Origin of the sequence: Vibrio sp. La 4.2.2 (assembly GCF_027586995.1) — a bacterium.
Lineage (GTDB): Bacteria > Pseudomonadota > Gammaproteobacteria > Enterobacterales > Vibrionaceae > Vibrio > Vibrio mediterranei.
This window is the reverse complement of sequence record NZ_JAPPTJ010000008.1, coordinates 106,004-129,926: the sequence shown is the minus strand read 5'-3', so window position 1 is coordinate 129,926 and position 23,923 is coordinate 106,004. Positions and strand designations below refer to the sequence as shown.

At 45.2% G+C, this 23,923-nt stretch carries 16 protein-coding genes; 9 read left to right on the top strand and 7 right to left on the bottom strand.

From position 1 onward, the window contains the following. Nucleotides 1–8 precede the first annotated feature (8 nt). Entirely contained in the window at nt 9–1,124 is a 1,116-nt protein-coding gene (locus OH456_RS18725; RefSeq protein ID WP_270034038.1) for an efflux RND transporter periplasmic adaptor subunit, read from the bottom strand. A 252-nt stretch (nt 1,125–1,376) separates the two neighbouring features. After that, on the bottom strand, nt 1,377–1,718 hold the full coding sequence (gene erpA, locus OH456_RS18720; protein ID WP_006072684.1) for an iron-sulfur cluster insertion protein ErpA: 342 nt from the start codon (nt 1,716–1,718) through the stop codon (nt 1,377–1,379). Nucleotides 1,719–2,021: 303 nt separating this feature from the next. Here erpA and hemL point away from each other — a divergent pair, with 303 nt between their 5' ends. After that, the gene (gene hemL / locus OH456_RS18715) at nt 2,022–3,314 is read left to right on the top strand and encodes a glutamate-1-semialdehyde 2,1-aminomutase (RefSeq protein ID WP_006072683.1); all 1,293 of its coding nucleotides are present in this window, start codon (nt 2,022–2,024) and stop codon (nt 3,312–3,314) included. Nucleotides 3,315–3,359: 45 nt separating this feature from the next. Here the strand turns inward: hemL and OH456_RS18710 are convergent, their stop codons facing one another. Beyond that, nucleotides 3,360–3,482, bottom strand: coding sequence for a hypothetical protein (locus tag OH456_RS18710; protein WP_261359919.1), 123 nt, complete (start codon nt 3,480–3,482; stop codon nt 3,360–3,362). A gap of 170 nt (nt 3,483–3,652) precedes the next feature. Here OH456_RS18710 and OH456_RS18705 point away from each other — a divergent pair, with 170 nt between their 5' ends. From OH456_RS18705 to OH456_RS18695, 3 genes are all read left to right on the top strand, one after another. Continuing rightward, nucleotides 3,653–4,726, top strand: coding sequence for an AI-2E family transporter (locus OH456_RS18705; protein ID WP_006072681.1), 1,074 nt, complete (start codon nt 3,653–3,655; stop codon nt 4,724–4,726). Between the two features lie 66 nt (nt 4,727–4,792). Next, entirely contained in the window at nt 4,793–5,815 is a 1,023-nt protein-coding gene (gene rsmC, locus OH456_RS18700; RefSeq protein WP_270034037.1) for a 16S rRNA (guanine(1207)-N(2))-methyltransferase RsmC, read from the top strand. Between the two features lie 233 nt (nt 5,816–6,048). Then, nucleotides 6,049–9,435: a response regulator gene (locus OH456_RS18695; RefSeq protein WP_239914114.1), complete on the top strand. Its 3,387-nt coding sequence runs from the start codon at nt 6,049–6,051 to the stop codon at nt 9,433–9,435. Between the two features lie 100 nt (nt 9,436–9,535). Here the strand turns inward: OH456_RS18695 and acnB are convergent, their stop codons facing one another. The 4 genes from acnB to hrpB all read right to left on the bottom strand — a co-directional run bounded on the left by acnB (nt 9,536) and on the right by hrpB (nt 19,688). Continuing rightward, nucleotides 9,536–12,133 carry a bifunctional aconitate hydratase 2/2-methylisocitrate dehydratase gene (acnB, locus tag OH456_RS18690; protein ID WP_038224012.1) on the bottom strand — a complete coding sequence of 866 codons (2,598 nt, stop codon included), beginning with the start codon at nt 12,131–12,133 and terminating at the stop codon, nt 9,536–9,538. 302 nt (nt 12,134–12,435) lie between these two features. Then, nucleotides 12,436–14,754, bottom strand: a complete 2,319-nt coding sequence (locus OH456_RS18685; RefSeq protein WP_270034036.1) for a patatin-like phospholipase family protein — start codon at nt 14,752–14,754, stop codon at nt 12,436–12,438. A gap of 81 nt (nt 14,755–14,835) precedes the next feature. Continuing rightward, nucleotides 14,836–17,226, bottom strand: a complete 2,391-nt coding sequence (gene mrcB, locus OH456_RS18680) for a penicillin-binding protein 1B (protein WP_270034035.1) — start codon at nt 17,224–17,226, stop codon at nt 14,836–14,838. Then, nucleotides 17,223–19,688, bottom strand: a complete 2,466-nt coding sequence (hrpB, locus tag OH456_RS18675) for an ATP-dependent helicase HrpB (protein WP_270034058.1) — start codon at nt 19,686–19,688, stop codon at nt 17,223–17,225. Before hrpB ends, mrcB begins: the two co-directional genes overlap by 4 nt. A gap of 56 nt (nt 19,689–19,744) precedes the next feature. Between hrpB and sfsA the strand changes: the two genes are divergently transcribed. From sfsA to folK, 5 genes are all read left to right on the top strand, one after another. Beyond that, nucleotides 19,745–20,458 carry a DNA/RNA nuclease SfsA gene (sfsA, locus tag OH456_RS18670; protein ID WP_270034034.1) on the top strand — a complete coding sequence of 238 codons (714 nt, stop codon included), beginning with the start codon at nt 19,745–19,747 and terminating at the stop codon, nt 20,456–20,458. A 131-nt stretch (nt 20,459–20,589) separates the two neighbouring features. Beyond that, entirely contained in the window at nt 20,590–21,036 is a 447-nt protein-coding gene (gene dksA / locus OH456_RS18665; protein ID WP_006072667.1) for an RNA polymerase-binding protein DksA, read from the top strand. A gap of 66 nt (nt 21,037–21,102) precedes the next feature. Continuing rightward, nucleotides 21,103–21,990 carry a tRNA glutamyl-Q(34) synthetase GluQRS gene (gene gluQRS / locus OH456_RS18660; RefSeq protein ID WP_270034033.1) on the top strand — a complete coding sequence of 296 codons (888 nt, stop codon included), beginning with the start codon at nt 21,103–21,105 and terminating at the stop codon, nt 21,988–21,990. Nucleotides 21,991–22,077: 87 nt separating this feature from the next. Then, complete coding sequence (gene pcnB / locus OH456_RS18655) at nt 22,078–23,427, top strand: polynucleotide adenylyltransferase PcnB (RefSeq protein ID WP_006072663.1); 1,350 nt, start codon at nt 22,078–22,080, stop codon at nt 23,425–23,427. Next, nucleotides 23,427–23,912, top strand: a complete 486-nt coding sequence (folK, locus tag OH456_RS18650; protein WP_006072661.1) for a 2-amino-4-hydroxy-6-hydroxymethyldihydropteridine diphosphokinase — start codon at nt 23,427–23,429, stop codon at nt 23,910–23,912. Before pcnB ends, folK begins: the two co-directional genes overlap by 1 nt. Nucleotides 23,913–23,923: the final 11 nt, after the last annotated feature.

Below are 23,923 nucleotides of genomic sequence, written 5' to 3'. Positions count from 1 at the left end.
GCAGCTCCTTATTGCTCTTGCTGCTGGGCAATTTGATTGGCTTGGTAAACACTGATGGCTTCAACGTTGTCCCCATCACGAACAAACCCCTGTCCGAGCACAATAATGTCAACTTGCTTGCCCAGTCCGGTCAGCCAAACGCCATCTTGCTCAGCTTTAACAAGCTGAATCGGTATAAAGGCGACTCGATTTTCCTTTAGAGTTTTCACCCCTAGGTTGCCACTTTCATCTAGCGCCAGCATTGCAGGCGTAATCTTAATCGCTAATTGCTCATCTAACGCAAGTTCAACCTCAGCACTGATACCAGCCGGAATACGTTGATTAGGATTTGGTACTTCGATTTCAATCGGGAAAGTATTCGTCGACTCGGAAGAAACTCGAGAGATATAGCGCAACTTTCCAGTCACTTCATCACCGTTAATAAAGCGGATTTGCGATGGCTGGCTAGTGACCAATTGCTGAATATGTCTCTCGCTAACATCCGCTTCGATGATCAACGTTTCTAAATCAATCAGCGTCGCCACAGGGTCACCAACCGAAACAAAATCACCAAGTTCAATATATAGATGGTCGACAATACCGGTAAATGGAGCTTTGACTGATGTATTGCGTAATGCCAATTTCGCCGCACTCACCATAGCTTTCGCTTCAGTTAAATTTGCGGCAGCGGTTGAGTAAGCTACTTCTCCTTGAAGTCCTTTGCTTTTTAAAGATTTAGAGGCATTGAATTCTTGCTGTCTGACATTTAGCATCGCTTGAGCACGCTCTAAGCGTATCTGCAGATCACCGAGATCGATTTGAGCGATTGACTGACCTGCTTTAACTGAATCACCTTTTCGTACATTCAGTTTAATGATCTTACCTGCAATCTCAGCACCCAATTTCGCGGTACGATCTGGCGCTGTTCGGCCGTAGAGATCGATTTTCTTCTCGACTTGTTGAGCATTAAAAGTTTGATATACAACGCGAGCTAGAGGCGCAGGATCATCGGAAGGTGCGGTAGATTGATTTTCTTCAGCTTTTAACACGCCTAAACCTAGCCACACACTAAGTATGAAGATACAGAGCAGAGAAATAAGCCAAGGACGTTTCGAAAAAAAACTGCCAGATTGACTGATTGGCATAATCATTTCCTTATAATTGTGTTTTTGACGCTAACGGTTAGATACGTTGCTCTAAGGCAACTAGTTCTAAAAAATTATTAGCAATCAAACATTAAACGACATCCTATGTTTAATGTGGTGACTGAACTACTTTACTCAGCCTAGAGAAATAGACAACTAAACTTCTCTCCTAATCTGCTCTTAATGGGGAATTTTTCACAATGTTAAAAGCGAGATCAAAAAAGGCGAACACATGGTTCGCCTTTTTATTTGCTATACGCTAAAAGATGCGCCACAGCCACAGGTTGTGGTCGCATTTGGGTTATTCACGAAGAAACGAGAACCTTCTAGTCCCTCAGTATAATCAACCACACCACCAACTAAATACTGCAGGCTCATTGGATCAACCACTAGAGTTACACCACATTTCTCAATAGTCGTGTCACCTTCGTTCACGTTCTCATCAAACGTAAAGCCATATTGGAATCCACTACAACCGCCACCCGTAATATAAACGCGAAGCTTAAGCTGTGGGTTTTCTTCTTCTGCAATTAGGGTCTGTACACGCGTTGCCGCGGCATCTGAAAAATCTAAAGGAATAGCTACATCACTCACGGGAACCTCTCTTGCTACTCAATCGCAAATAACACCCTACCACAACCTAATGATGGGCAGATATCCCCTGCGATGAAAAACGACGGCCCAGTTGCTCACCAGACCTTGCATATAATTTTTAAAGTTATTGCACCAGATTATCTAATACCTGACTGCTTCGTTCAAGTATTACGCAAAAGCAAATTAGCTTTACAGCAGATTCAAACGCTAATTTACGAAAATGTGCTCAAAACACTACTAGAATCTGTGCGGAGATGTACAATGCTGCTCAACTTGGTCCGAACAAGCAAAGAGGAACTTTCCATGACCAAATCAGCTGAGCTGTATGAAAAAGCGCAACAGACCATCCCGGGCGGTGTTAATTCTCCGGTTCGTGCCTTCAACGGCGTAGGTGGTTCACCTATTTTTATCGAACGTGCCGATGGTCCATTGATTTTTGATGCTGATGGTAAAGCGTACATTGATTACGTAGGTTCATGGGGTCCTATGATTCTAGGCCACAACCACGCTGCAATTCGTGATGCTGTGATAGATGCAGCACAACGTGGATTAAGTTTCGGTGCACCAACTGAAATGGAAATCAACATGGCGGAATTAGTTCGCAAGTTGGTGCCATCAATGGAACAACTGCGCATGGTTAGTTCTGGTACAGAAGCAACCATGAGTGCGATTCGTCTAGCGCGTGGCTACACTGGTCGTGACAAAATTCTTAAATTCGAAGGTTGCTACCACGGTCATGCTGATAGTTTATTGGTTAAAGCAGGTTCAGGTGCACTAACACTTGGACAACCAAGCTCTCCAGGTGTACCAGCTGACTTTGCTAAATATACACTGACGGCACGTTTCAACGATCTAGATTCTGTTAAGGCTCTGTTTGAAGCAAACAAAGGCGAAATCGCTTGTATTATCGTTGAGCCTGTTGCGGGCAATATGAACTGTATTCCGCCAGTGGAGGGTTTCCATGAAGGTCTACGTCAAATTTGCGATGAGGAAGGTGCTCTACTTATTTTTGATGAAGTAATGACAGGTTTCCGTGTTGCTCAAGGTGGCGCACAGGCACATTACAACATTAAACCAGACCTAACCACGCTAGGTAAAATCATTGGTGGTGGTATGCCAGTTGGTGCTTTCGGTGGTCGTAAAGAAGTGATGCAATACATTGCACCGACAGGTCCTGTTTATCAAGCAGGTACGCTATCAGGCAACCCAATTGCGATGGCGGCTGGTTACGCTTGTTTGACGCTACTTTCTGAAGAAGGCAATGAAAAACGCCTAGCGAACAAGACTAAACAACTCGCTGATGGCTTTAAGCAACTTGCTGACAAACACGGTGTACCACTAGTCGTGAACCAAGTAGGTGGCATGTTCGGCTTCTTCTTCACTGAGCAAGAAACTATCACTTGCTATGAAGAGGTTGCTAAGTGTGATGTTGAACGTTTCAAACGCTTCTTCCACTTAATGCTAGACCACGGTGTTTACCTAGCCCCATCAGCATTTGAAGCCAGCTTCACATCGTTGGCACACGGCTCTAAAGAAATCGATGCGACATTAGAAGCAGCTGATCGCTGTTTCGCCATCATTGCTAGCGAAGCATAAGCAAGCATTGAAAAATATCTTAAGGGCTGATTAATCAGCCCTTTTTTATGCCTGCCAATTAAACAATGCCAGAATAATGAGCACTGCAATGGTCAGAGAAAACCAAGGAATAGCACGTTTTTGACGCTTATTCGATTGACACTTCTTGTCGTCGCTACAACACCCCATATCCCCTCCGTAAAGCCCATGAATGAAAAGTAATTAACGTTGATCGATCAACATTTTGCGTCCATTATATGACCACTATAACTAAGTAAAAACGCCTCGTCTGTAGGTGTTTGTCATAAAGTCATTACCCCTTCTTTAAGAAGGTCTGAGGAAACGTTGTGAAGAATAAAATGAATGTGACTGCTAGCCACTGGGTACTTATCCTTGCCCTTCTGTTTGCAGCGTTTGCTTGTTATTTATTAGTTGAACCCTATATGAACTCCATTGTTATGGCGTTCATCCTTTCTCTGTTGATGTTCCCGATTCATGAGTGGATTGAGAGCAAAATGCCGAAGCACAAAAACGTCGTCGCCTTGCTCTCATGTATTGTATTGACGTTTATTATCGTCATGCCTCTACTTTTAGTGTTTAGTGCTATCGTTCAACAGGGTTCCGTGTTTTCTCAAAACATGTATCAATGGGTCACTGGCGGTGGTATTCAAGAGGTTATCGCCCACCCTTGGGTAAAGAAAGGGTTGTCTTTTATCAATGACTACCTACCTTTTGACGCAATTAACGCTCAAGATATTGCTCAGAAAGCGGCTGAGTTTGCGACTTCGCTAGGTTCGAACTTAGTTGCGACTAGTGCAAAAATTCTTGGTGACGCAACAAACTTCCTGATGAACTTCTTCTTGATGTTGTTTGTTCTGTTTTTCCTATTGCGTGACCACGACAAAATCATCGCTGCGATTCGCCATATTCTGCCTTTCTCGCGCAGTCAAGAAGACCGCCTATTGAATGAGATTGAAAAAGTGTCGAAATCAGCGGTCATGGGTTCATTCTTGACCGCAATAGCTCAAGGAGCCGCAGGTGGTTTTGGTATGTGGATGGCAGGTTTCCCCGGGCTGTTTTGGGGCACAATGATGGGCTTTGCGTCCTTTATTCCTGTTGTAGGAACCGCACTTATATGGATACCAGCTACCGCTTACTTGCTCATTACCGGCGATACCACGTGGGGCTTGTTCTTAGCCGTCTGGAGCATCGCCGTCGTAGGCTCTATTGATAACGTACTACGCCCGCTGCTAATGCAGGGCAGTGCGGGTATGAATACTCTGATGATATTCTTCTCTCTCTTAGGTGGTATTCATCTATTTGGCTTAATTGGATTAATTTACGGCCCTCTTATCTTTGCCATCACTATGGTTCTGTTCAATATGTACGAAGAAGAATTTAAAGACTTCTTAGACGGACAAGATAACAGCTAGACACTTTTTTCAGGGAGGGCTTTGTGAGAGAATCCCCTCCCTTTTTACTTCCAGAGATAACTCGTCATGGCAACCTACATCGCACCTAGTCAAATCGCGGAAAGGCAACTCGAATACTTCGCACAAAAGCGTGTATTGGTCATCGGCGAAATAGAAGATCAGTTCCCTGTCGAGCTTAGTAAACACTGCGACAAGGTGACAGTATTTACCAGTAATTACATCACCTACCGCATGTTAAGCTCTTCAAGTAAAATCACGACGTTGTTCGGCGCTTCATTATCGAGTGACATTGATGCCGATATGATTTTACTCTACTGGCCAAAAGCGAAAGCCGAAGCGCAAATGCTACTCGAAATGGCACTAGCAAAACTTGGCAACAACACTGAGATTGCTGTTGTAGGTGAAAATCGCTCTGGCGTAAAGAGCATCGAAAAAATGTTCAAGCCTTACGGACCAATGAACAAATATGACTCAGCTCGACGTTGCTCATTTTACTGGGGCATGTGTCAGTCAGCCCCCGAGTCATTTGAGCTTAAAAACTGGTTTAAAAGCTACCAAGTAGAGCTCAATGGATTACCCATCACAGTTAAAAGCCTGCCAGGCGTCTTCAGTCACGGTGAATTTGATAGTGGTAGTCAGTTGCTCCTAAACAACCTACCTGAACTGAAAGGTAAAGTGCTCGACTTTGGTTGTGGTGCCGGTGTTATTGGCGCTTACATGGGGCTAAAATATAACGATATTGAACTCAATATGTGTGATATCAATGCATTTGCCATTGAATCAAGCAGGCAAACTCTATTAGCGAATAATTTAGAAGGGCAGGTATTTGCGTCAGACGTCTACTCCGATGTCACCCCAGGACTCGACTTTATTATCAGTAATCCACCGTTTCACGCTGGCTTAGATACCAGTTATTCAGCAACAGAAACCTTATTGTCTGTCGCACCTAACTATATGAATAGCAAAGGGCAGTTAATGATTGTCGCCAATAGCTTCCTCAAATACCCCCCTATTATTGAGCAGCAATTTGGTCACTGTCACACTGTCGATAAAAATCGTAAGTTTGCTATCTATCACGCAACAAAATAAGTCATCAAGAATCCAATTGGTTGGTATTCTCAACCCTTTCACCAACCAATTGAATTCATTTAAATAACTCGCTTCATTAGGCCCTTTCTTACACCACAAAGCTGATTGCATACGTTATTTTTGTGTTACTCAACACGGTTTATCGCCAACTTACTTGTCAAAGAAAAAAAAGTCATTAAATTGCTAAGGTTAACTCTTTCTTAATTCGTCATACCGAGAGCTAAGCGATAAATATGTTCAAGTTGTATCGAAAACAGAAATTCAAGCGACTGCAAAACACCTTGATGATGGCTTTTTTGGTGCTCAGCATTACGCCCTTGACGGTCATCGCTCTATTCTTTCTCAACGCACACAGTCAGGATCTAAAAGATCAAAGTACCTCTCATCTGGTATCGATAAGAGATACTAAAAAACAGCAGTTGATCAACTACTTTCAAGCTCAAGAGTCTGAAGTCATGGGATTTGTACGTTCAGAGCTAGCTTATGCCAGTGGTGGGCGATTCTATGGACTGGTTAATGCGTTTCAGCGCCTCGGTGACGATATAGAACAAGCAAGAGAACATGCGCAAGAACGCTATATTCAAGGTTCAGGCAATCAAGTAAAAACCGCAATCCTTCCAGACTCTAGTAGTTATGTAGGAAGTGAGCGCTACCGTCTTCTACACAAGCGCTATCATAGGGCGTTTATGGAGCACCTGAAACGCTCAGACTTTGATGACATCATACTGGTCGATCTTGCAGGCAACGTCACCTACTCCGTCTATAAAAATCGTTATTACGGCACAAATTTAGAAACGGGCGAGTTTTCAACTCAGATCCTTGGCGAAACCTTTGATCGTTTGAAATCAGAAGTCACTCACAAACGCAAAGAAAACGAAGAGTACACCCCGGTTGTTATTTCCGATTTTGCCCTACAAGATGACCAACAGTACGCTTGGCTTGGTGCACCGATTATCCAGCAAGGTTATCTTCACAGTTATGCCATGTTCAGGCTTCCCATCAAAGGAATCACTAAACTCATCACTGACGGCAAACCAGATGATATTAAGCTGCTGCTGGTCGGTAGTGACCATGCCGCCAAGATACTTGGGCTTGAACAAGACACCATAGACAACAGCAACGAAGTTATCTCACAAGCCTTATCGGGTCTCACCATGGTGGGTAGCTACACCAATGCCAAAGGCGAAGACTACTTTGCGGCATTCACTCCTATTCAACTCAATGAAACCAATTGGGCACTGGTTGCCGAAACACCAGAGGCCATCGCTTTTGCTAGCGTTAAGCAACTAGAAAAACTGTTTGTTATTGCAATGCTGACCGCGATTGTGCTGGTTGTCATTGCTTCACACTACCTTTCTAACTTCATTACTTCTCCACTGCTTAAGCTTACTTGGGCAGCCGAAAGAGCCTCTGGTGGAGACTTAGAACCTTCGATTATTAGCGCAGACCGTAAAGATGAGATTGGCCGATTGGCTCTGAGTTTCGAGCGTATGAGGCGCTCAATAAAAGAGAAGATCGAGCTCATTAAGAGTCAGAACCAAGAGCTAGAGCAGAATTTAGTCACGATTAAAAAGCAAAACGAAGAATTACAGCTAGCAAACAAGCTGAAAGATGAATTCCTTGCAACCACCTCTCACGAACTTCGCACTCCACTTCACGGCATGATTGGGATTGCAGAGGCAATGATCTCTGGTGCCAATGGACCAATTGGCGCCAACCATAAGTATCAGCTTGATATCATTGTTAACAGTGGCCAGCGCCTTGCTGGATTGGTGGACGATCTTCTCGATTATCACAAGATGCGTTACGGCAACTTAGATATTGAACGTTCTGCTATCAGCTTAACCGGTGCAACACAGCTGGTCTTGGAGCTGTCACATCACTTGCTTGGTGAAAAGAAGATTCGAATTATCAATCAAGTCCTCGAACCATTGCCTTATGTCTCAGCCGACCCACAGCGCTTAGAACAGGTACTTTATAACCTTGTAGGTAATGCCATCAAATACACCAATGAAGGTAAGATCGTATTATCGGCCACCGCCATGGATGATCATATTCGAGTGCAAGTTGTGGATACCGGCCAAGGGATTCCTGCTCAACAGCTTGAACATATTTTCGAGCCGTTGGTTCAAGCTGGCCATGATTCAGGTCACTACCGCCAAGGTGCAGGGCTTGGCTTATCGATAAGTCGACAGCTTATTGAGTTAATGGGCGGTTCTCTTTATGTCAGTAGTCAGCCTCATGTTGGCACCACGTTCAGCTTCACCCTTCCTTTAGCGACACAGGAAGAAATAGAGCATATGTCTCAATTAGGACAAAATAGTCACTTCCATATCGCCGAGCCGACTGAGATCAATCCCGAAGAAGAGGAAGTCCTTCCAGAGAATCCTGATGGACCAGTGTTGCTTGTCGCGGATGATGAGCCAGTGAATTTACGTATCCTAGAGAGCTTTTTAAGACTAGAAGGCTATCAAGTGAAATTGGCCAAAGATGGCTTAGAAACACTGGATATCATTGAGCATGAAAAACCAGACTTACTGCTACTCGATATTATGATGCCTGGAATGAGTGGCTTTGAAGTGTGTGAAACCATTCGTGAACAATACGATCATGCCGCGCTGCCTATCATTATGCTCACTGCTTTGAATCAATCAGAAGACAGAGTTCGTGGTTTTGAGCTCGGTGCCAATGACTACCTTGCAAAACCGTTCAGTAAGCCGGAGCTAGCGGCACGCATCGCCGCTCACCTTCAAGCAAGCAAAGCTGAAGAGAGACGCGCCGAAAATCAACTTCTCAAGTATGAAATCAAGCAACGTGCGCTGGTTGAAGCAAGTTTGTTAGAAACACAAGGGCGCTTGATCGAGCAACTCGATAGTGCGCCGGAAGCGATTCTATGCATCAGAGAAGACCTCAAGGTACAGTTTGCTAACCAAAGTGCCGGACGTATGTTTAAACGCAGTGTTGAACAGCTCAAACGCTCCAATGTTGAAGAGCTAATTGCGCCTAAATTTATTCACTTGTCTCAGGAGCATTATTGCGGCGATATCGATATTTTTGTCGATGATGTACGCCAACATATAAACACCGATATTCTCACCTTACCTGAAGGTTCGGGGTTAAAGAGCATTTACATATTCGAACAAGGGCAGTCCCTAGATCAAACGCGCGTGAAGAACCTAGAAACCGCTATTGATGCGTTATCTCGATATGCGATTGAAGGTGATAAGGCGAAACTGCTGGAACTCAAAGAGCTGGGCGGAGAATTTACTCAATTAGCGGATAAAGCCGTCGATGAAGAGAAGTCTCGTCCTGAATTGATGCGCGAGTTATTGGTAGATACCATGACCAATGCGCTGGAGTATTGGGAAAGTGTTACTGGACAAAGCAAATTTGCCTTTGCTGAACAAAGTGGCTTGTGGCGTGTTTACTTGGACCGCAGTACCTTGCAAACGCGCACATTGGATAAATATTTGCGCTTAGAGACGTTACCTAAAACACCTCGTTGGCGCACAGTACTCAGCTCCGTAGAATACATACTCGACCATTGTCACCGTCAAGGCCCAGAGCGTGACCATATTATTGCTCTGCGCGACAAGCTGCAAAAGTTGCTGACCAATTAGCCTAGAGCAAATCACTAACTCAGCGCATAAAAAAACGGCCACTCAAAGTGGCCGTTTTTTTATTCAGTATAGAGCTCTTAGCAAGCTCTATAATTCACCATTAAGCAGGCTCTTGAAAGATGACTGTGTCTGCTTTCTCTGTGTACTGGCCCATACGGTGGAAGTTTAGATAGCGGTATGTATCTGCTGCCGTTGGGTCAATCTGCTTCATGTACTCTAGGTATTCTTCTTTCGTTGGAATCTTACCTAGGATTGCACCGACTGAAGAAAGTTCAGCTGACGCAAGGTATACATTAGCACCAGTACCAAGACGGTTCGGGAAATTACGAGTCGACGTAGACATAACTGTCGCTTCGTCAGCCACACGCGCTTGGTTACCCATACACAAAGAACATCCCGGTGTTTCGATACGAACCCCAGCGCGACCAAAGATACCGTAGTAGCCTTCTTCTGTTAGCTGGTCACGGTCCATTTTCGTTGGCGGAGCAATCCATAAACGAGTATCTAGTTGACCATTGTACTTATCAAGTAACTTACCAGCAGCGCGGAAGTGACCAATGTTAGTCATACAAGAACCAATGAAGACTTCGTTGATTTCTGTCCCTTGCACCTCAGAAAGTAAACGAGCATCATCTGGGTCATTTGGTGCACAAAGGATTGGCTGCGTCACGTCTGCAAGATCAATCTCGATAACATGAGCGTATTCTGCATCGCTATCCGCTTGCATTAGTTCTGGGTTAGCCAGCCACTCTTGCATTGCAACAATACGACGTTCGATAGTACGACGGTCACCATAGCCTTCTGAAATCATCCACTTAAGCATAGTGATGTTTGAGTTCAAGTACTCTTCGATGGACTCTTGAGACAGTTTAACGGTACAACCTGCAGCACTACGCTCAGCCGAAGCATCAGAAAGTTCGAATGCTTGTTCAACAGTTAGATGTTCAACGCCCTCAATCTCTAGGATACGACCAGAGAACTCGTTGATCTTACCGGCTTTCTCAACCGTCAATAGACCTTGCTGAATCGCATAGTAAGGAATCGCATGAACAAGGTCACGAAGTGTGATGCCTGGCTGCATTTCACCTTTAAAGCGAACAAGGATAGATTCTGGCATATCAAGAGGCATAACACCGGTTGCCGCAGCAAACGCGACCAGGCCAGAACCTGCTGGGAAAGAAATACCAAGAGGGAAACGAGTATGTGAGTCACCACCTGTACCAACGGTATCAGGTAGAAGCATACGGTTTAACCAAGAGTGGATAACACCATCACCTGGACGCAGTGAAACACCGGCACGGTTCATGATGAAATCAGGCAGTGTATGATGAGTATTCACATCGACTGGTTTTGGATACGCTGAGGTGTGACAGAATGACTGCATTACTAGGTCTGCAGAGAAGCCTAGACATGCTAAGTCTTTTAGTTCATCACGCGTCATTGGGCCTGTCGTATCTTGAGAACCAACCGTCGTCATCTTCGGCTCACAGTAAGTCCCCGGACGAACACCTTCAACGCCACAGGCTTTACCAACCATCTTCTGAGCCAATGTATAGCCAGCATCTGACTCTTCAACAGCTACTGGGCGGCGGAAAACTTCTGACGGCTCAAGGCCTAGAGATTGGCGAGCACGGTCTGTTAGACCACGACCAATGATCAGTGGAATACGACCACCAGCACGAACTTCATCAATCAGTACGTCTGTTTTTAGTGCAAACTCTGCTAGGGTTTCACCTGAATCGTGGTTACATACTTTGCCTTGGTATGGATACACGTCAATCACGTCACCCATGTTCAGCTTAGTTACATCCACTTCGATTGGCAGTGCCCCTGCATCTTCCATTGTGTTGAAGAAGATTGGCGCAATCTTGCCACCTAATACATAACCACCAGCACGCTTATTTGGTACGTTTGGAATGTCATCACCCATAAACCACAGCACAGAGTTGGTTGCTGATTTACGAGAAGAACCTGTACCTACCACGTCACCAACATAAACAAGTTGATGGCCTTTGCCTTTAAGTGCTTCAATTTGTTTGATTGGGCCGATTGAACCTGGTTGATCAGGTTCAATGCCATCGCGTACGTTTTTCAACATCGCTAGGGCGTGTACTGGAATATCTGGACGAGACCATGCATCAGGAGCAGGAGACAGATCATCAGTGTTGGTTTCACCCGTCACCTTAAATACTGTCAACGTAATTTTCTCTTGTAGTTCTGGCTTAGACAGGAACCATTCTGCCTCTGCCCAAGAGGTTAGGACTTGTTTCGCGTAAGCATTGCCTGCTTTTGCTTTCTCTTCAACATCATAGAAAGCGTCAAACATTAGTAGCGTATGAGACAGTGCTTTAACGGCAATTGGCGCTAGCGCTGCATCGTCAAGCAAGGCAATCAGTGATTCAATGTTATAACCACCTTGCATGGTGCCTAGGAGTTCAGCTGCTTTTTCACGGCTCACTAGTGGCGATTCTACTTCGCCCTTAGTTACAGCCGTCAGAAAACCTGCTTTAACATAAGCAGCTTCATCAACACCAGGTGGAATACGGTTCTCGAGGAGGTCTAGAATAAACTCTTCTTCACCCTGAGGTGGGTTCTTTAATAGCTCAACAAGTCCAGCAACTTGTTCGGCATCTAGGGGTCTTGGGACAACTCCTTCGGCAGCACGCTCTTCGACGTGTTTACGGTAGGCTTCAAGCACGACTTTTTCCTCTCATTGCGGTCCCTCCTTAATAATTAGAATTAGGAGTGGACATCCTTGGAAACTTGGCTCTCCCTCGCCTTATCTCGTCATCAAGTAACTGAATCAGCAGTGCCAGAGAGGCCAAACTGTGGGGCGAAGGATAGCAAATTTAACGTTAGATTAAAATCTTATCATTTTGACCAACATTGCAAGTTTGAGTAAAAACAAGCATTTTGCGACTAAAGTTGCAGCAGGTCGCTGCAATACTACCCTTCATTTAGAGTATTTATATTCAACATAATCTGGAGTGATAATGACGTTTAATAAGCAGCTCCAATAATCAAATAGAACGAGCGTAACCCTGTTTCTACTTGACCATAAGACAGCATAATAGGCCCGACAGGAGAGTCTATGCCAGCAAAGACCGACCCTGCCAGATACAGTGGCGCATTAGACAACGAACGGTCGCCATCCCAGACACCGCCGTACTCAGCACTTGCTCCTAAGTAAACTGGGGATTGGAACATGCCAAAGTCGTTATCGAACCAGCGATAGCGATACACGAGACTACCATAGAGCTTGTTCTGGCCAATCAAACTATTACGAGGAATACCCGACATATTCAAAAAGCCACCAAGTTCTCTTGGGCTCACTGGCAATGAGTCGTTTTCCGTCTCGATCATTTCGTAATCGAACGAGCCGACTAAGGTATTACGATTAAAGGTTTTTGCATATTTAGTAGCAATGCTAATTTCGTAGGCGTTATCAGAAAATTCTGAAGGTTCAGTTTGGATGTTTTGGTCGCCACTGTCTCTCGATAGCAAATACTCTAAATTCACCAACCAGCCTTTTGTCGGCAAACTATAATCATCTAACGTGTCCAGTTTGTAGTTGGCAAAAATACCTCGACGATCAAAATCAAACGTACCAGCAGAAGGTAAAGGTGATACATACGATTCACCAGTCGTATACCTTGCACCAATTTTCACTTCTTGCCATAGCGCTGGTTGATAACCAACCGCAAACTCTCCTTCCCACTCGCGATACGATACTGGAATAAAATCAGCATTGCCTTCAAGAGCTGGCTCCATGCAACCATCCCCGCTGGAGTTTAATTGACAGAGCACATTTCGCTTGTCGCTGTTGTAGCGAAGGCCACCTAACAAGAAAAAGTCTTGATTGAACATGAATGGCGAGTAGACCTCTGCTTCCACTCGCTTGTCAGTACCAAAGTCCGCGTTCACTCTCAGCTCTGCCCCGCGATCGTTCAAGTCGGTAAAGTTAGTGGTAACACCGATCGAATAGAAGCTGTTCGCATTGAAGTCTTCTTCAAGGTAGAAACGAAAGTCCATATAATTTGGACCCCAAGATTTCTCTTTTACATCGACAACAAGATCTGTTTCATCGCCTTTATCATCGTAACGGTATGTGATCAATTCAAAACGATCGAGCGCATAGAGCTCCTCGATATGCTTTTCTATCTCATCAGTTTCTAGAATCTCACCCGCTTCCAGCCCCAGACGGCTTTTGATTAACTCATCACTGTAGTGACTCTGGTTATTGATCACTATCTTATCGACTACGTTCTCATCACCGTACACCAACTTTTTACGTGCTAACTGTTTGGCATCGATGTATTGCTGAAACTTAGCACTGTTTACGGTCAGAGCTTTAAGCTGTTTCTCATTACGATAAGCCGCTTGATACCCTAAGTCATACGCTTTCGGCATCGCTGAAAAATCGGTGGTAGCGATCTGTCCCACATCTGGATGCATTAAGATGTCGTTGTCATCCAGAGCTTGCATTTGCTCTTCTGTACTGCGGCGTACCAAATAATTGGATAGCTGTTCGCCAACAGTTAAGAAGCTACTGAAATCCTCTCGGGTTTTGTAATCACTACTGATATCAACCGCGATGATAATATCCGCACCCATTTGCTTCGCCAGCTCGACAGGCATGTTATTGGTCACCCCACCATCAACCAGTAAATAGCCATCTAGCTCATAAGGAGGTAGTGCGCCCGGCACCGACATACTCGCCATCATTGCGTCCACTAGATAACCTTTATCCAGTACAACAGGTTCAAGTTTTAGTATATCCGTCGCTACCGAACGATAAGGAATGGCCAAGTCATCAAACGATTTAAACTCAGGAAGGTTGCCCGTAGTTTTGCGCAGAATGCGTAACATATTCTGGCCTTGTACCACCCCTTTTGGGGCTTCTATCGAGCCAAAATGTAAACCGATATCGGTGCGAATTTGATAGCGGTCTTCCGACTCCTTATCGCGAACTCGGCGTTGACTGCGGCTAACGCGGTCGCGATATCCATTATTCCAATCCACGGTATAGATGAAGCTTTCAATCTCATCGGCACTCATCCCGGTAGCATAAAGGCCACCCACATAGGCCCCCATGCTCGTGCCCGTGATGATATCAACAGGAATCTGCATTTCTTCTAGTGCTTTTAGAACACCAATGTGCGCAGCCCCTTTCGCGCCACCGCCTGCCAAAACCAATCCTATCTTAGGACGGTCAAGTTCCTTTGCGTTGTTATCGGTATTTTCGGTTGCTAACACCCATCCACTGCTGGACAGGAGAGCGACGGCTACTAGCCACTGAGTCAGGCGTTTCACATTCATCCCTAAAAGCGCTTTTTATTATGGTTAATCCAATATATCAGGTAATTAGCAAATTCTCTTCATAATTAAACGTAGTTGAAATCACCAATCAAACAGGTTTTTTATCCACTGTTTGGGTTGGTTGTCACAGGACGCTTTGAGTTTTCCACCTTCATCCCAGACGGGTAATTCAAATTGGCTTCCGCAATCAAGTTCCAGTGCACCGCTACGCTGTTTAGAGAAACCAATCATGCTGATGTTCTTAGGCCAAGGTAATGTTAACTTCTCCGGAATTCGAGCTTTCAAATAGTCAGAATACACTCGTAATGCACCACTAGACCCTGTGAGTTTAGTCGACTTGTTATCATCACGCCCGACCCAAATTGTCGTTACCTCTCGTCCATCGACACCAACAAACCAACTATCACGAGTGTCATTACTAGTACCCGTTTTTCCTGCCAGTGCTGCCCATGCAAACTGACTATTCAGATAACGTCCTGTTCCCTCAGCTACCCCTTTTTTCATCGCAAAGGTGGTAAGCCATGCTGCTTGCTGAGGGACCTTCTGTTGGGCTTTTGGTAGAGATCGATAGAGCACTTCCCCCTCTACAGTAACGACTGAACGTAAAGCCGATAGCTCAGCTTGTCGTCCTGAGTTAGCGATGGTCTGGAACATCTGCGCCACTTGATATGGCGTCAACGACAGCGAACCAAGGAACATGGATGGAACAGGCCTGATCTCATTCGCATCTACGCCTAATCGTACTAATGTCTCAGAAACTGGCTTGATGCCGAGAGACATCCCTAAACGCACTGTCGGTACATTAAGGGATTTTGCAAGCGCTTGATAGAGCGGCACATCACCACGGAACTTACGGTCGTAGTTTCGTGGTTGCCAAACATTACCTTGACTGCCTTTCAATGTAATTGGAGTGTCTTTTAGAGTCGATGCCAAATCATAGCTCTGCGGCTGTTCTAACGCAGTTAGATAGACTGCAGGCTTAACTAACGACCCGATTGGCCTGCTCGCATTCAACGCTCGGTTAAAACCACTGTAACCAGTGCGCTTACCACCCACCATAGCGCGGATTTCGCCAGTATTTCTGTCCACCGCTACGGCAGCGGCTTCAAGCCCTTTGCCGGAGGTTTTCTCTAACTGAGGTACCCGCTTAGCAATGGCCTTTTCTAACTTGTCCTGTGAAACAGGATCCAGAGAGGTGTAGATTCGAATGCCTTTGCCACCACGTAGCTTATCGCCTAGCTTGCTATTCAGCTCACGGTTAAGCTGCTGAAAATACGCTGGTTGGCGGCTCGCAATTTGTGGATTGTTCTGCAAGTCGAGATCACGAGAGGCTGCCATTTCAAACTCACGTCCGGTCAGCATGTTCTGATCCATCATTAAACGCAGCACTAAGTCTCTGCGCTGCTTAGCTCGCTCTGGATGACGAATAGGGTTGTAGTACGATGGCCCTTTTACCATACCCACCAATAACGCAAGCTGGTCAATTCTCAACTCTTGTAGTGGCTGACCAAAATACAAACGAGACGCTAGCCCAAAACCATGAATAGCCTCACCGCGGCTTTGGCCAAGGTAAACTTCATTTAAATATGCTTCTAAGATTTGGTCTTTGCTATAGCGATAATCAAGAATGAGTGCGATAAACACTTCTCTTACTTTACGCCATAAGGTTCTATCACTGGTGAGGAACAGGTTTTTAGCCAACTGTTGTGTTAACGTACTGCCCCCTTGTACCGTACGGCCAGCACGAATGTTAGCAAAAAACGCGCGTGCTATGGCAGTAGGAGAGATACCATCATGTTGGTAAAAATCACGATCTTCCGTTGCTAATAACGCATCGATCATGATCTCTGGAAATTGATCACGTCTCAAAAACAACCGTTGTTCATCGGCTTTTTTCTCGAGCATCCCAAGCATCTTGGGTTCAATTCTTAGAAAGCCAAGATCCCCTTTCTTTTCCAACGACTGAATACGAGACAATGATCCATCGTTGAAATATAACATCACATGACGATCAGGCTCTGGACCGTCGGCAAATTCGAAGGGACGGCGAATCAGTTCTATCTTGGTGGAAGACGAGGAATACTCTCCTGGATGGCGCGGTTGAGATACCTTACGATAGTTCAATACGTCCAGTTCATTACGTAGCTGAGCTATCGTGATGTTGTCGCCGACAGACAGATTGAGCACACGAGCATAAACCACTGTTGGCAACTCGAATAAATTGCCTTCAAAGCGCTCTTTAACCACTTGATCAAGATAGTAAAACACCGCGCCAAGAGCGACCACGCCAACCAAAGCCAGTTTCCAACCGATTGAGAACAGGCGTTTCCCCCACCCTTGTTTCGGTTTTTTCCGACTCGGCTTACGCTTAGGTTTGCTGCTTTTGGCTTTCGATTTAGGAGCCGATTTTGTGGTGGTCTTTCTTGGTGTTGGCTTTTTACCACTAGGTGCCAACTTTTTCGTTACTGTCATGAATTCAATTGTCTTTTAGTTTTACTCGTTGCCTGATGATTCATTGGGTCATCAGGCCAAGGATGTTTCGGGTAACGCCCCTTCATCTCTTTCTGTACTTCTTTGTAGGCACCTTGCCAAAATGCCGCCAAGTCTCTGGTTATCTGCAACGGACGTTGAGCTGGAGATAACAGTTCTAACACAATCGCTTGTTTCCCTAGCGCAATAGTAGGTGACGACTTTTCGCCAAACATTTCTTGCAACTTCACCGACAACGTCGGAGCTTCACCAACTTGGTAATGTATTTTCTTTCTTCCGCCAGAGGCAACCACCAAATGTGTCGGGAGCCACTCATTGAGTCGTTGTTGTTTATCCCAACCTAAGCGGGCTTGTAATGCGGCCATTACATCCAACTTCTTAAGTTGTTTGGCATTCTTGATGCCAGTCATGAAGGGTAATAACCACGTCTCAAGCTCGTCGAACAATGCTTGCTCAGACATATCCGGCCAACCTTCATCTGGGAGCCAGTCCGAAGCACATATGACGCGCGTACAAAGCGCTTGCGCGTCAGAGCTCCAGTCTAACGCAGCTAAGCCTTTACGCTTAACATAGCCAAGCAGCGCAGCTTCAACATCCGCTTTTTCTGGAACGGGAATCTCTTTGTGATGCAAAACAATCGCGCCAATTTTTCGTTGTTCACTGGCAACTAAGCGACCTTTCTGATCATCCCAATCCACCACAGAGAGTTCATCAATTAATTGCGGTGCTGTTGTCGAAAGCAGCTCAATATCCAGCGGCAACGCCTTAAAAATCTGACTACTTCCCTGACCGGTTTTCATTAAATCAACAACGGCCAAGTAAAGTGACTTCGCTAATGGTTGCTGATTATCGACACTTGCTCCATGCCCATTTGCTAACAAATAGTTTCCCGATGCAGCACTGCGACTTGCCGCTATTCTATCTGGGAATGCGAGCACTGCGACAAATCCGAGTAAAGATTCATTCATCACCTCTAAAACAAAACGATGCGATAAACGTTGCGCCAATACAGAAGCTCTTTGGGAAAGAGGGCCACGGCGAGAGTGAGTGCCTTGCTGCCAGCGCGTTAATGAACGGGTAAGATCCAGCTCATTACGTTCGGGCTCTTCAATCAGGCAGCATACGGCTATTGCCACATTGAGCGTCTTAGACCCTAACTGCTTAGCCTGTAGCAACATGCTAGCAAGGCGAGGCTCAACACCCAACTCATGAGCTTGATGTCCAAGTGCGGTTTGCTTGCCCTTCTCATCGATAAGTTTCAGCTTGCTAAGAAGCGACTGGGCTTGCTGTAGATGCGTGGACTTAGGAGGGTCTATCCAAGCTAAATCCATTGCATCAGAGCAGCCCCACTTGGTCAGTTCTAATTGCAATGCGGACAAGTCACTACGTAGAATTTCTGGCGTACTTTGCTCAGGTTGTGAGTTGAACTGAGCTTCACTATATAAACGTACACAAAGCCCAGGCTCAATTCGACCTGCACGTCCTGCCCTTTGAATCGCGGAGGACTGTGCAATGCGGGTTTGTTCAAGTCTCGAAACACCGGTCTTTAAATCAAACCAAGATTGGTTTTCTAAACCCGAATCTACGACGAGGCGAATACCTTCAATGGTTAGGGAAGTTTCAGCGATATTGGTAGCAAGAACGACTTTTCGTGTCCCGGATTTAGCTGGCTGGATAGCCTTTTGCTGCGCTTTAAAATCCAACTGCCCATATAAAGGACAGACATCTGCTTCGATACCAGATTGGCTCAAAAGCTCTTCAACTCTTTTGATGGCGCCAACGCCCGGTAAAAAAGCCAGCAAAGAACCTGACTCACGTAGCATCAGGTTCTCTATTTGTTTTGCCATAAACATTGGCAGATTATCATTACGGCTCATTGGCACATAATGGGTTTCCACTGGGAAAGAGCGTCCACTGGATTCTATAAAGGTTGCTGTTGGTAATACACGTTGAAGGTCATTGGCTTCCAACGTTGCAGACATCACAATCAGCTTCAAGTCATCTCGCAGCGCCTCTTGGCTTTCAAGGGAAAAAGCGAGTGCGGTATCGGCATGCAGGCTGCGCTCATGAAACTCATCAAAGATAATCGCACCAACACCCGTCAACTCTGGGTCGTCTTGCAGCATACGGGTTAAGATGCCCTCTGTCACAACTTCTAACTTTGTATCCTTGCTTACCTTACTCTCACCACGTACTCGGTATCCTACGGTTTGACCAACCGTTTCACTACGCTGCGACGCTACGTACATGGCTATATTCCTGGCCGCAATACGTCGCGGTTCGAGCATGATAATTTTGCCGTCTATCAGTCCACTTTCAACAAGCTTTTCAGGAAAGTACGTTGACTTACCGGCACCAGTCGCCGCCTTGAGTATGATCTGATTCGATGAGGAAATCGCTTCAAATATTGAAGGCAACACTTGTTCTATAGGGAGCTGTGACAACGCTTTGACCTTATGTTGTAATGTGGCCACTCATTCTAATAAAAAATGGCCTCGAAATGCACTTTGATCCTCCTTTAAAGCAAGGAAAGCTAATAAAACGATACAAACGCTTTCTTGCTGATATCCATTTAAGCAACAAAGAACAGATCACTATTCACTGCGCAAACACCGGGGCAATGACTGGTTGCGCCGACCCAGAATCTACCGTTTGGTACTCCACCTCTGACAATGCAAAGCGAAAATACCCTAATAGTTGGGAGCTAACGGAAACCGTCTCAGGTCATAAAATTTGCGTTAATACGGTTAGGGCTAATACTTTAGTTGTTGAAGCAATAGAAAATGGCATTGTTGAGGAGCTTAATGGTTATCAATCGTTGAGAACCGAGGTGAAGTATGGTCAAGAAAACAGCAGAATCGACATTTTATTACAAGATAGTGATCGCGCAGATTGCTACATTGAAGTAAAAAGTGTCACACTGCTTGATGATGCAAGCACCACCGGTCAGGGCTACTTTCCAGATGCACAAACCACAAGAGGACAAAAGCATTTGCGAGAGCTCACAGAAATGGTTCAAACCGGACATCGAGCTGTATTATTTTTCGCTGTTTTGCATTCAGGGATTGAAAAAGTGTCAGCGGCACACCATATAGATGCGAAATATTCACAATTACTCAAGCAAGCAGAGAAAGCAGGGGTAGAGGTAATTTGTTACAAGGCAGCGTTTTTTGATAATGAAATTACGCTCTTATCGAAGGTCGATTTCAGCTAAAAGTGATTTCACTTCACATTGATAAGAACTTTAACAAACTTCATTTGCCACCAGCATTTCTTTTTGCTATAGATACCCGCCTTAAAATTAACTGTACGCACAGTTGACTAGGTGTAAGTAGGAGATGCTGCATGCCAGAAACTAAGAAAAAAGCGCTAGGCATCCTAGCCATTGCAGGTGTTGAACCATATCAAGAGAAAGCTGGTGAAGAATACATGTCACAAGCTCAAATGGATCACTTTACAAAAATTTTGAGCGCTTGGCGCAACCAACTTAGGGAAGAAGTTGATCGAACTGTGCACCACATGCAAGACGAAGCAGCTAACTTTCCTGATCCCGTTGACCGCGCGTCACAAGAAGAAGAGTTCAGTCTCGAACTTCGCAACCGTGACCGCGAACGTCGCTTAATCAAAAAGATTGAGAAGACACTAAACAAGATTGAAGAAGACGAGTTTGGCTTCTGTGAATCTTGTGGTATCGAAATCGGTATCCGTCGTTTAGAAGCTCGTCCTACTGCCGATTTATGTATCGACTGTAAGACTCTTGCAGAGATCAAAGAAAGACAAATGCAAGGCTAATAAGCGATAAGAAAAGGGAGCAAACGCTCCCTTTTTTGATCCACTACTTCATACGAAACTAATACTATGTACATAGGTCGATTTGCCCCCTCTCCCTCAGGTCCACTCCATTTTGGTTCCTTAATTGCCGCTCTGGGAAGTTATTTCCAAGCCAAAAGCCATTCAGGTCAGTGGTTAGTTCGAATAGAAGACATTGATCCTCCGCGTGAAGTGACTGGGGCAGCCTCGCTTATCTTAAAAACATTGGAAGCCTATCAATTGCATTGGGATGGTGATGTTCTTTACCAAAGCTCTCGGTTGGAGGCTTATCAGGCTCAAATCGACCATTGGCTACATCAAGGGCAAGCTTATTTGTGTGAGTGCACCAGAAAGCAAATAAAAGCACTAGGTGGATACTACCAAGGTACGTGTCGTGATAAAGCACTGAGTGCAAGCGATCAGTGCGCAGTCCGTCTCAAAATGCACCACCCGGTTGAATCCTTTATCGACCAACGATATGGCCAACTGGACATCCCTAGAGCTTTAGCTGAAGAAGACTTCATTATTAAGCGTCGTGACGGGTTGTTTGCCTACAACCTTGCGGTGGTGCTCGATGATATTTACCAGAACATCACTGAAGTTGTTCGCGGTGCTGACCTTATTGAGCCGACAGGTCGTCAAATCAGCTTATATAAGACATTAGAGGTGGAACCAGTAAGCTACCTGCATCTTCCGCTGGCAATTGATGATAATGGCAACAAGTTATCCAAACAAAATCATGCCACCGCTATTGATTTAGATAATCCAAGACCCACATTACTCAATGCAATGCGTTTTCTTGGTTTCAACATTGATAGCCATATTGAAACAGAAAACATAGAGACTATCATCCAGTGGGGCGTGGAAAACTGGCAGCTTTTACAACTGCCAAATAAGCTCAAAATCAAACCGCCATTCTCAAATGAGGCTCTCTAAGCTATCATAAGCGGCAAATTTCATGCGTCAGGCACGGAATGTACGCCAAAACTGCGTCATTTCGCGAACCTAAATTGCGTTAATATTATGAATAAAAAAGAAAATTCTCAAAAAGTTCAACCGGTCTATCACGAGCTTTCATTGCAGACTTATAGCCGAGACGAACACAACATCTCGCGCAAGCAGATCAGCGAAAATGCGTTAAAAGTCTTATATCGCCTTAATGGTGCAGGATATGACGCATATCTCGTTGGCGGCGGCGTGCGCGATCTGCTGCTTGGAGAACAACCTAAAGATTTTGATATAGCCACTAACGCAACGCCAGAGCAGATCAAAAAACTATTTAGGAATTGTCGTCTCATTGGTCGACGTTTTCGTCTTGCACACATTATGTTCGGTCGCGATATTATTGAAGTCGCTACCTTCCGTGGACACCATCAAGAACAAGAGAAAAACGTTTCTCAACAGAGCAAAGAAGGCATGCTACTGCGCGACAATGTCTATGGTTCTATTGATGAAGATGCAGAGCGTCGTGATTTCTCAATCAATGCGATGTATTACAACATCGGCGACTACTCCATTCACGACTATGCAGGTGGAATGGAAGATCTAGAAGATCGTTTAATTCGTCTTATCGGTGAGCCTGAAGTTCGCTACCGCGAAGATCCAGTGCGTATGCTGCGCGCTATACGCTTTGCTGCCAAATTAGATTTTGACATTGAAGAAGACACAGCAGCGCCGATTGAAGAACTTGCACCATTATTGCGTGATATCCCATCTGCTCGCTTATATGAAGAGTCATTAAAGCTATTACAGTCTGGGTATGGACTAGAAACCTATCACCTATTGAGGGAATACAATTTATTCCAACAATTGTTCCCAATCATAGCGCCGCACTTTACTGAAGAGTATTCTTCTCGCACTGAGCAAGTCTTAGACTTGGTGTTGGATGCTACCGATGAGCGCATCGAAGAAGGTAAACGCGTAAACCCTGCGTTTATGTTTGCCGCCATGCTTTGGTACCCAATGATGGAATATGCCACTCGATTAATGTCAAAAGGCATGTCTGAGTACGACGCTATCATGGAAGCTAGTAATAATATCCTCGATGAACAAGTCAAATCGACAGCGATCCCGCGCCGTCATACCGCAACGATTCGCGAGATATGGCAACTGCAATTGCGACTGCCTCGTCGTTCAGGCAAGCGAGCTTACCGACTGATGGAGCTTAACAAGTTCCGAGCGGGCTTTGATTTCCTCGAAATGCGTGGTGAAATTGAAGGCGGTGAAGTAGCTGCTTTGGCAAAATGGTGGGCAACGTTCCAATCAGCGGGTCGTAATATGCGTCAAGCCATGGTCAATGACCTTGGTGGTTCAAGCTCTCGTTCTGGTTCTCGTCGCAGAAGAACACCGAAGAAATCTAAGAGCGCTGAGTAATGATCACTTGTTTTATAGCGATTGGCAGCAATCTGTCAGATCCCGTAGCTCAAGCTAACGAAGCGATTGAAGCACTTAAGCACTTACCAAAGAGTAAGCTCACAATTTGCTCCTCGCTTTATAGCAGCACACCAATGGGACCACAAAATCAGCCTGATTATATTAATGCTGTCGCGCAAGTTTCTACCGAATTAACGCCACTTGAGCTCCTCGATTGCACACAAGCGATCGAACTGGAACAAGGGCGTGTCCGTAAAGATGAGAGATGGGGCCCAAGAACTCTTGATCTCGATATTATTCTTTATGGCAATGAGGTGATCGATTCCGAGCGCCTAACCGTTCCTCATTATGGGATGAAAGAGAGAGAATTTGTTCTCTATCCGCTTCTGGAAATCGCACCAAATTTACAACTCCCTGACGGGACTGAGCTCAAAACACTGGTGGACAATGTGTCACGTAATGGGCTCAGAGTTTGGCAATCGTAGCCAACCCCTAA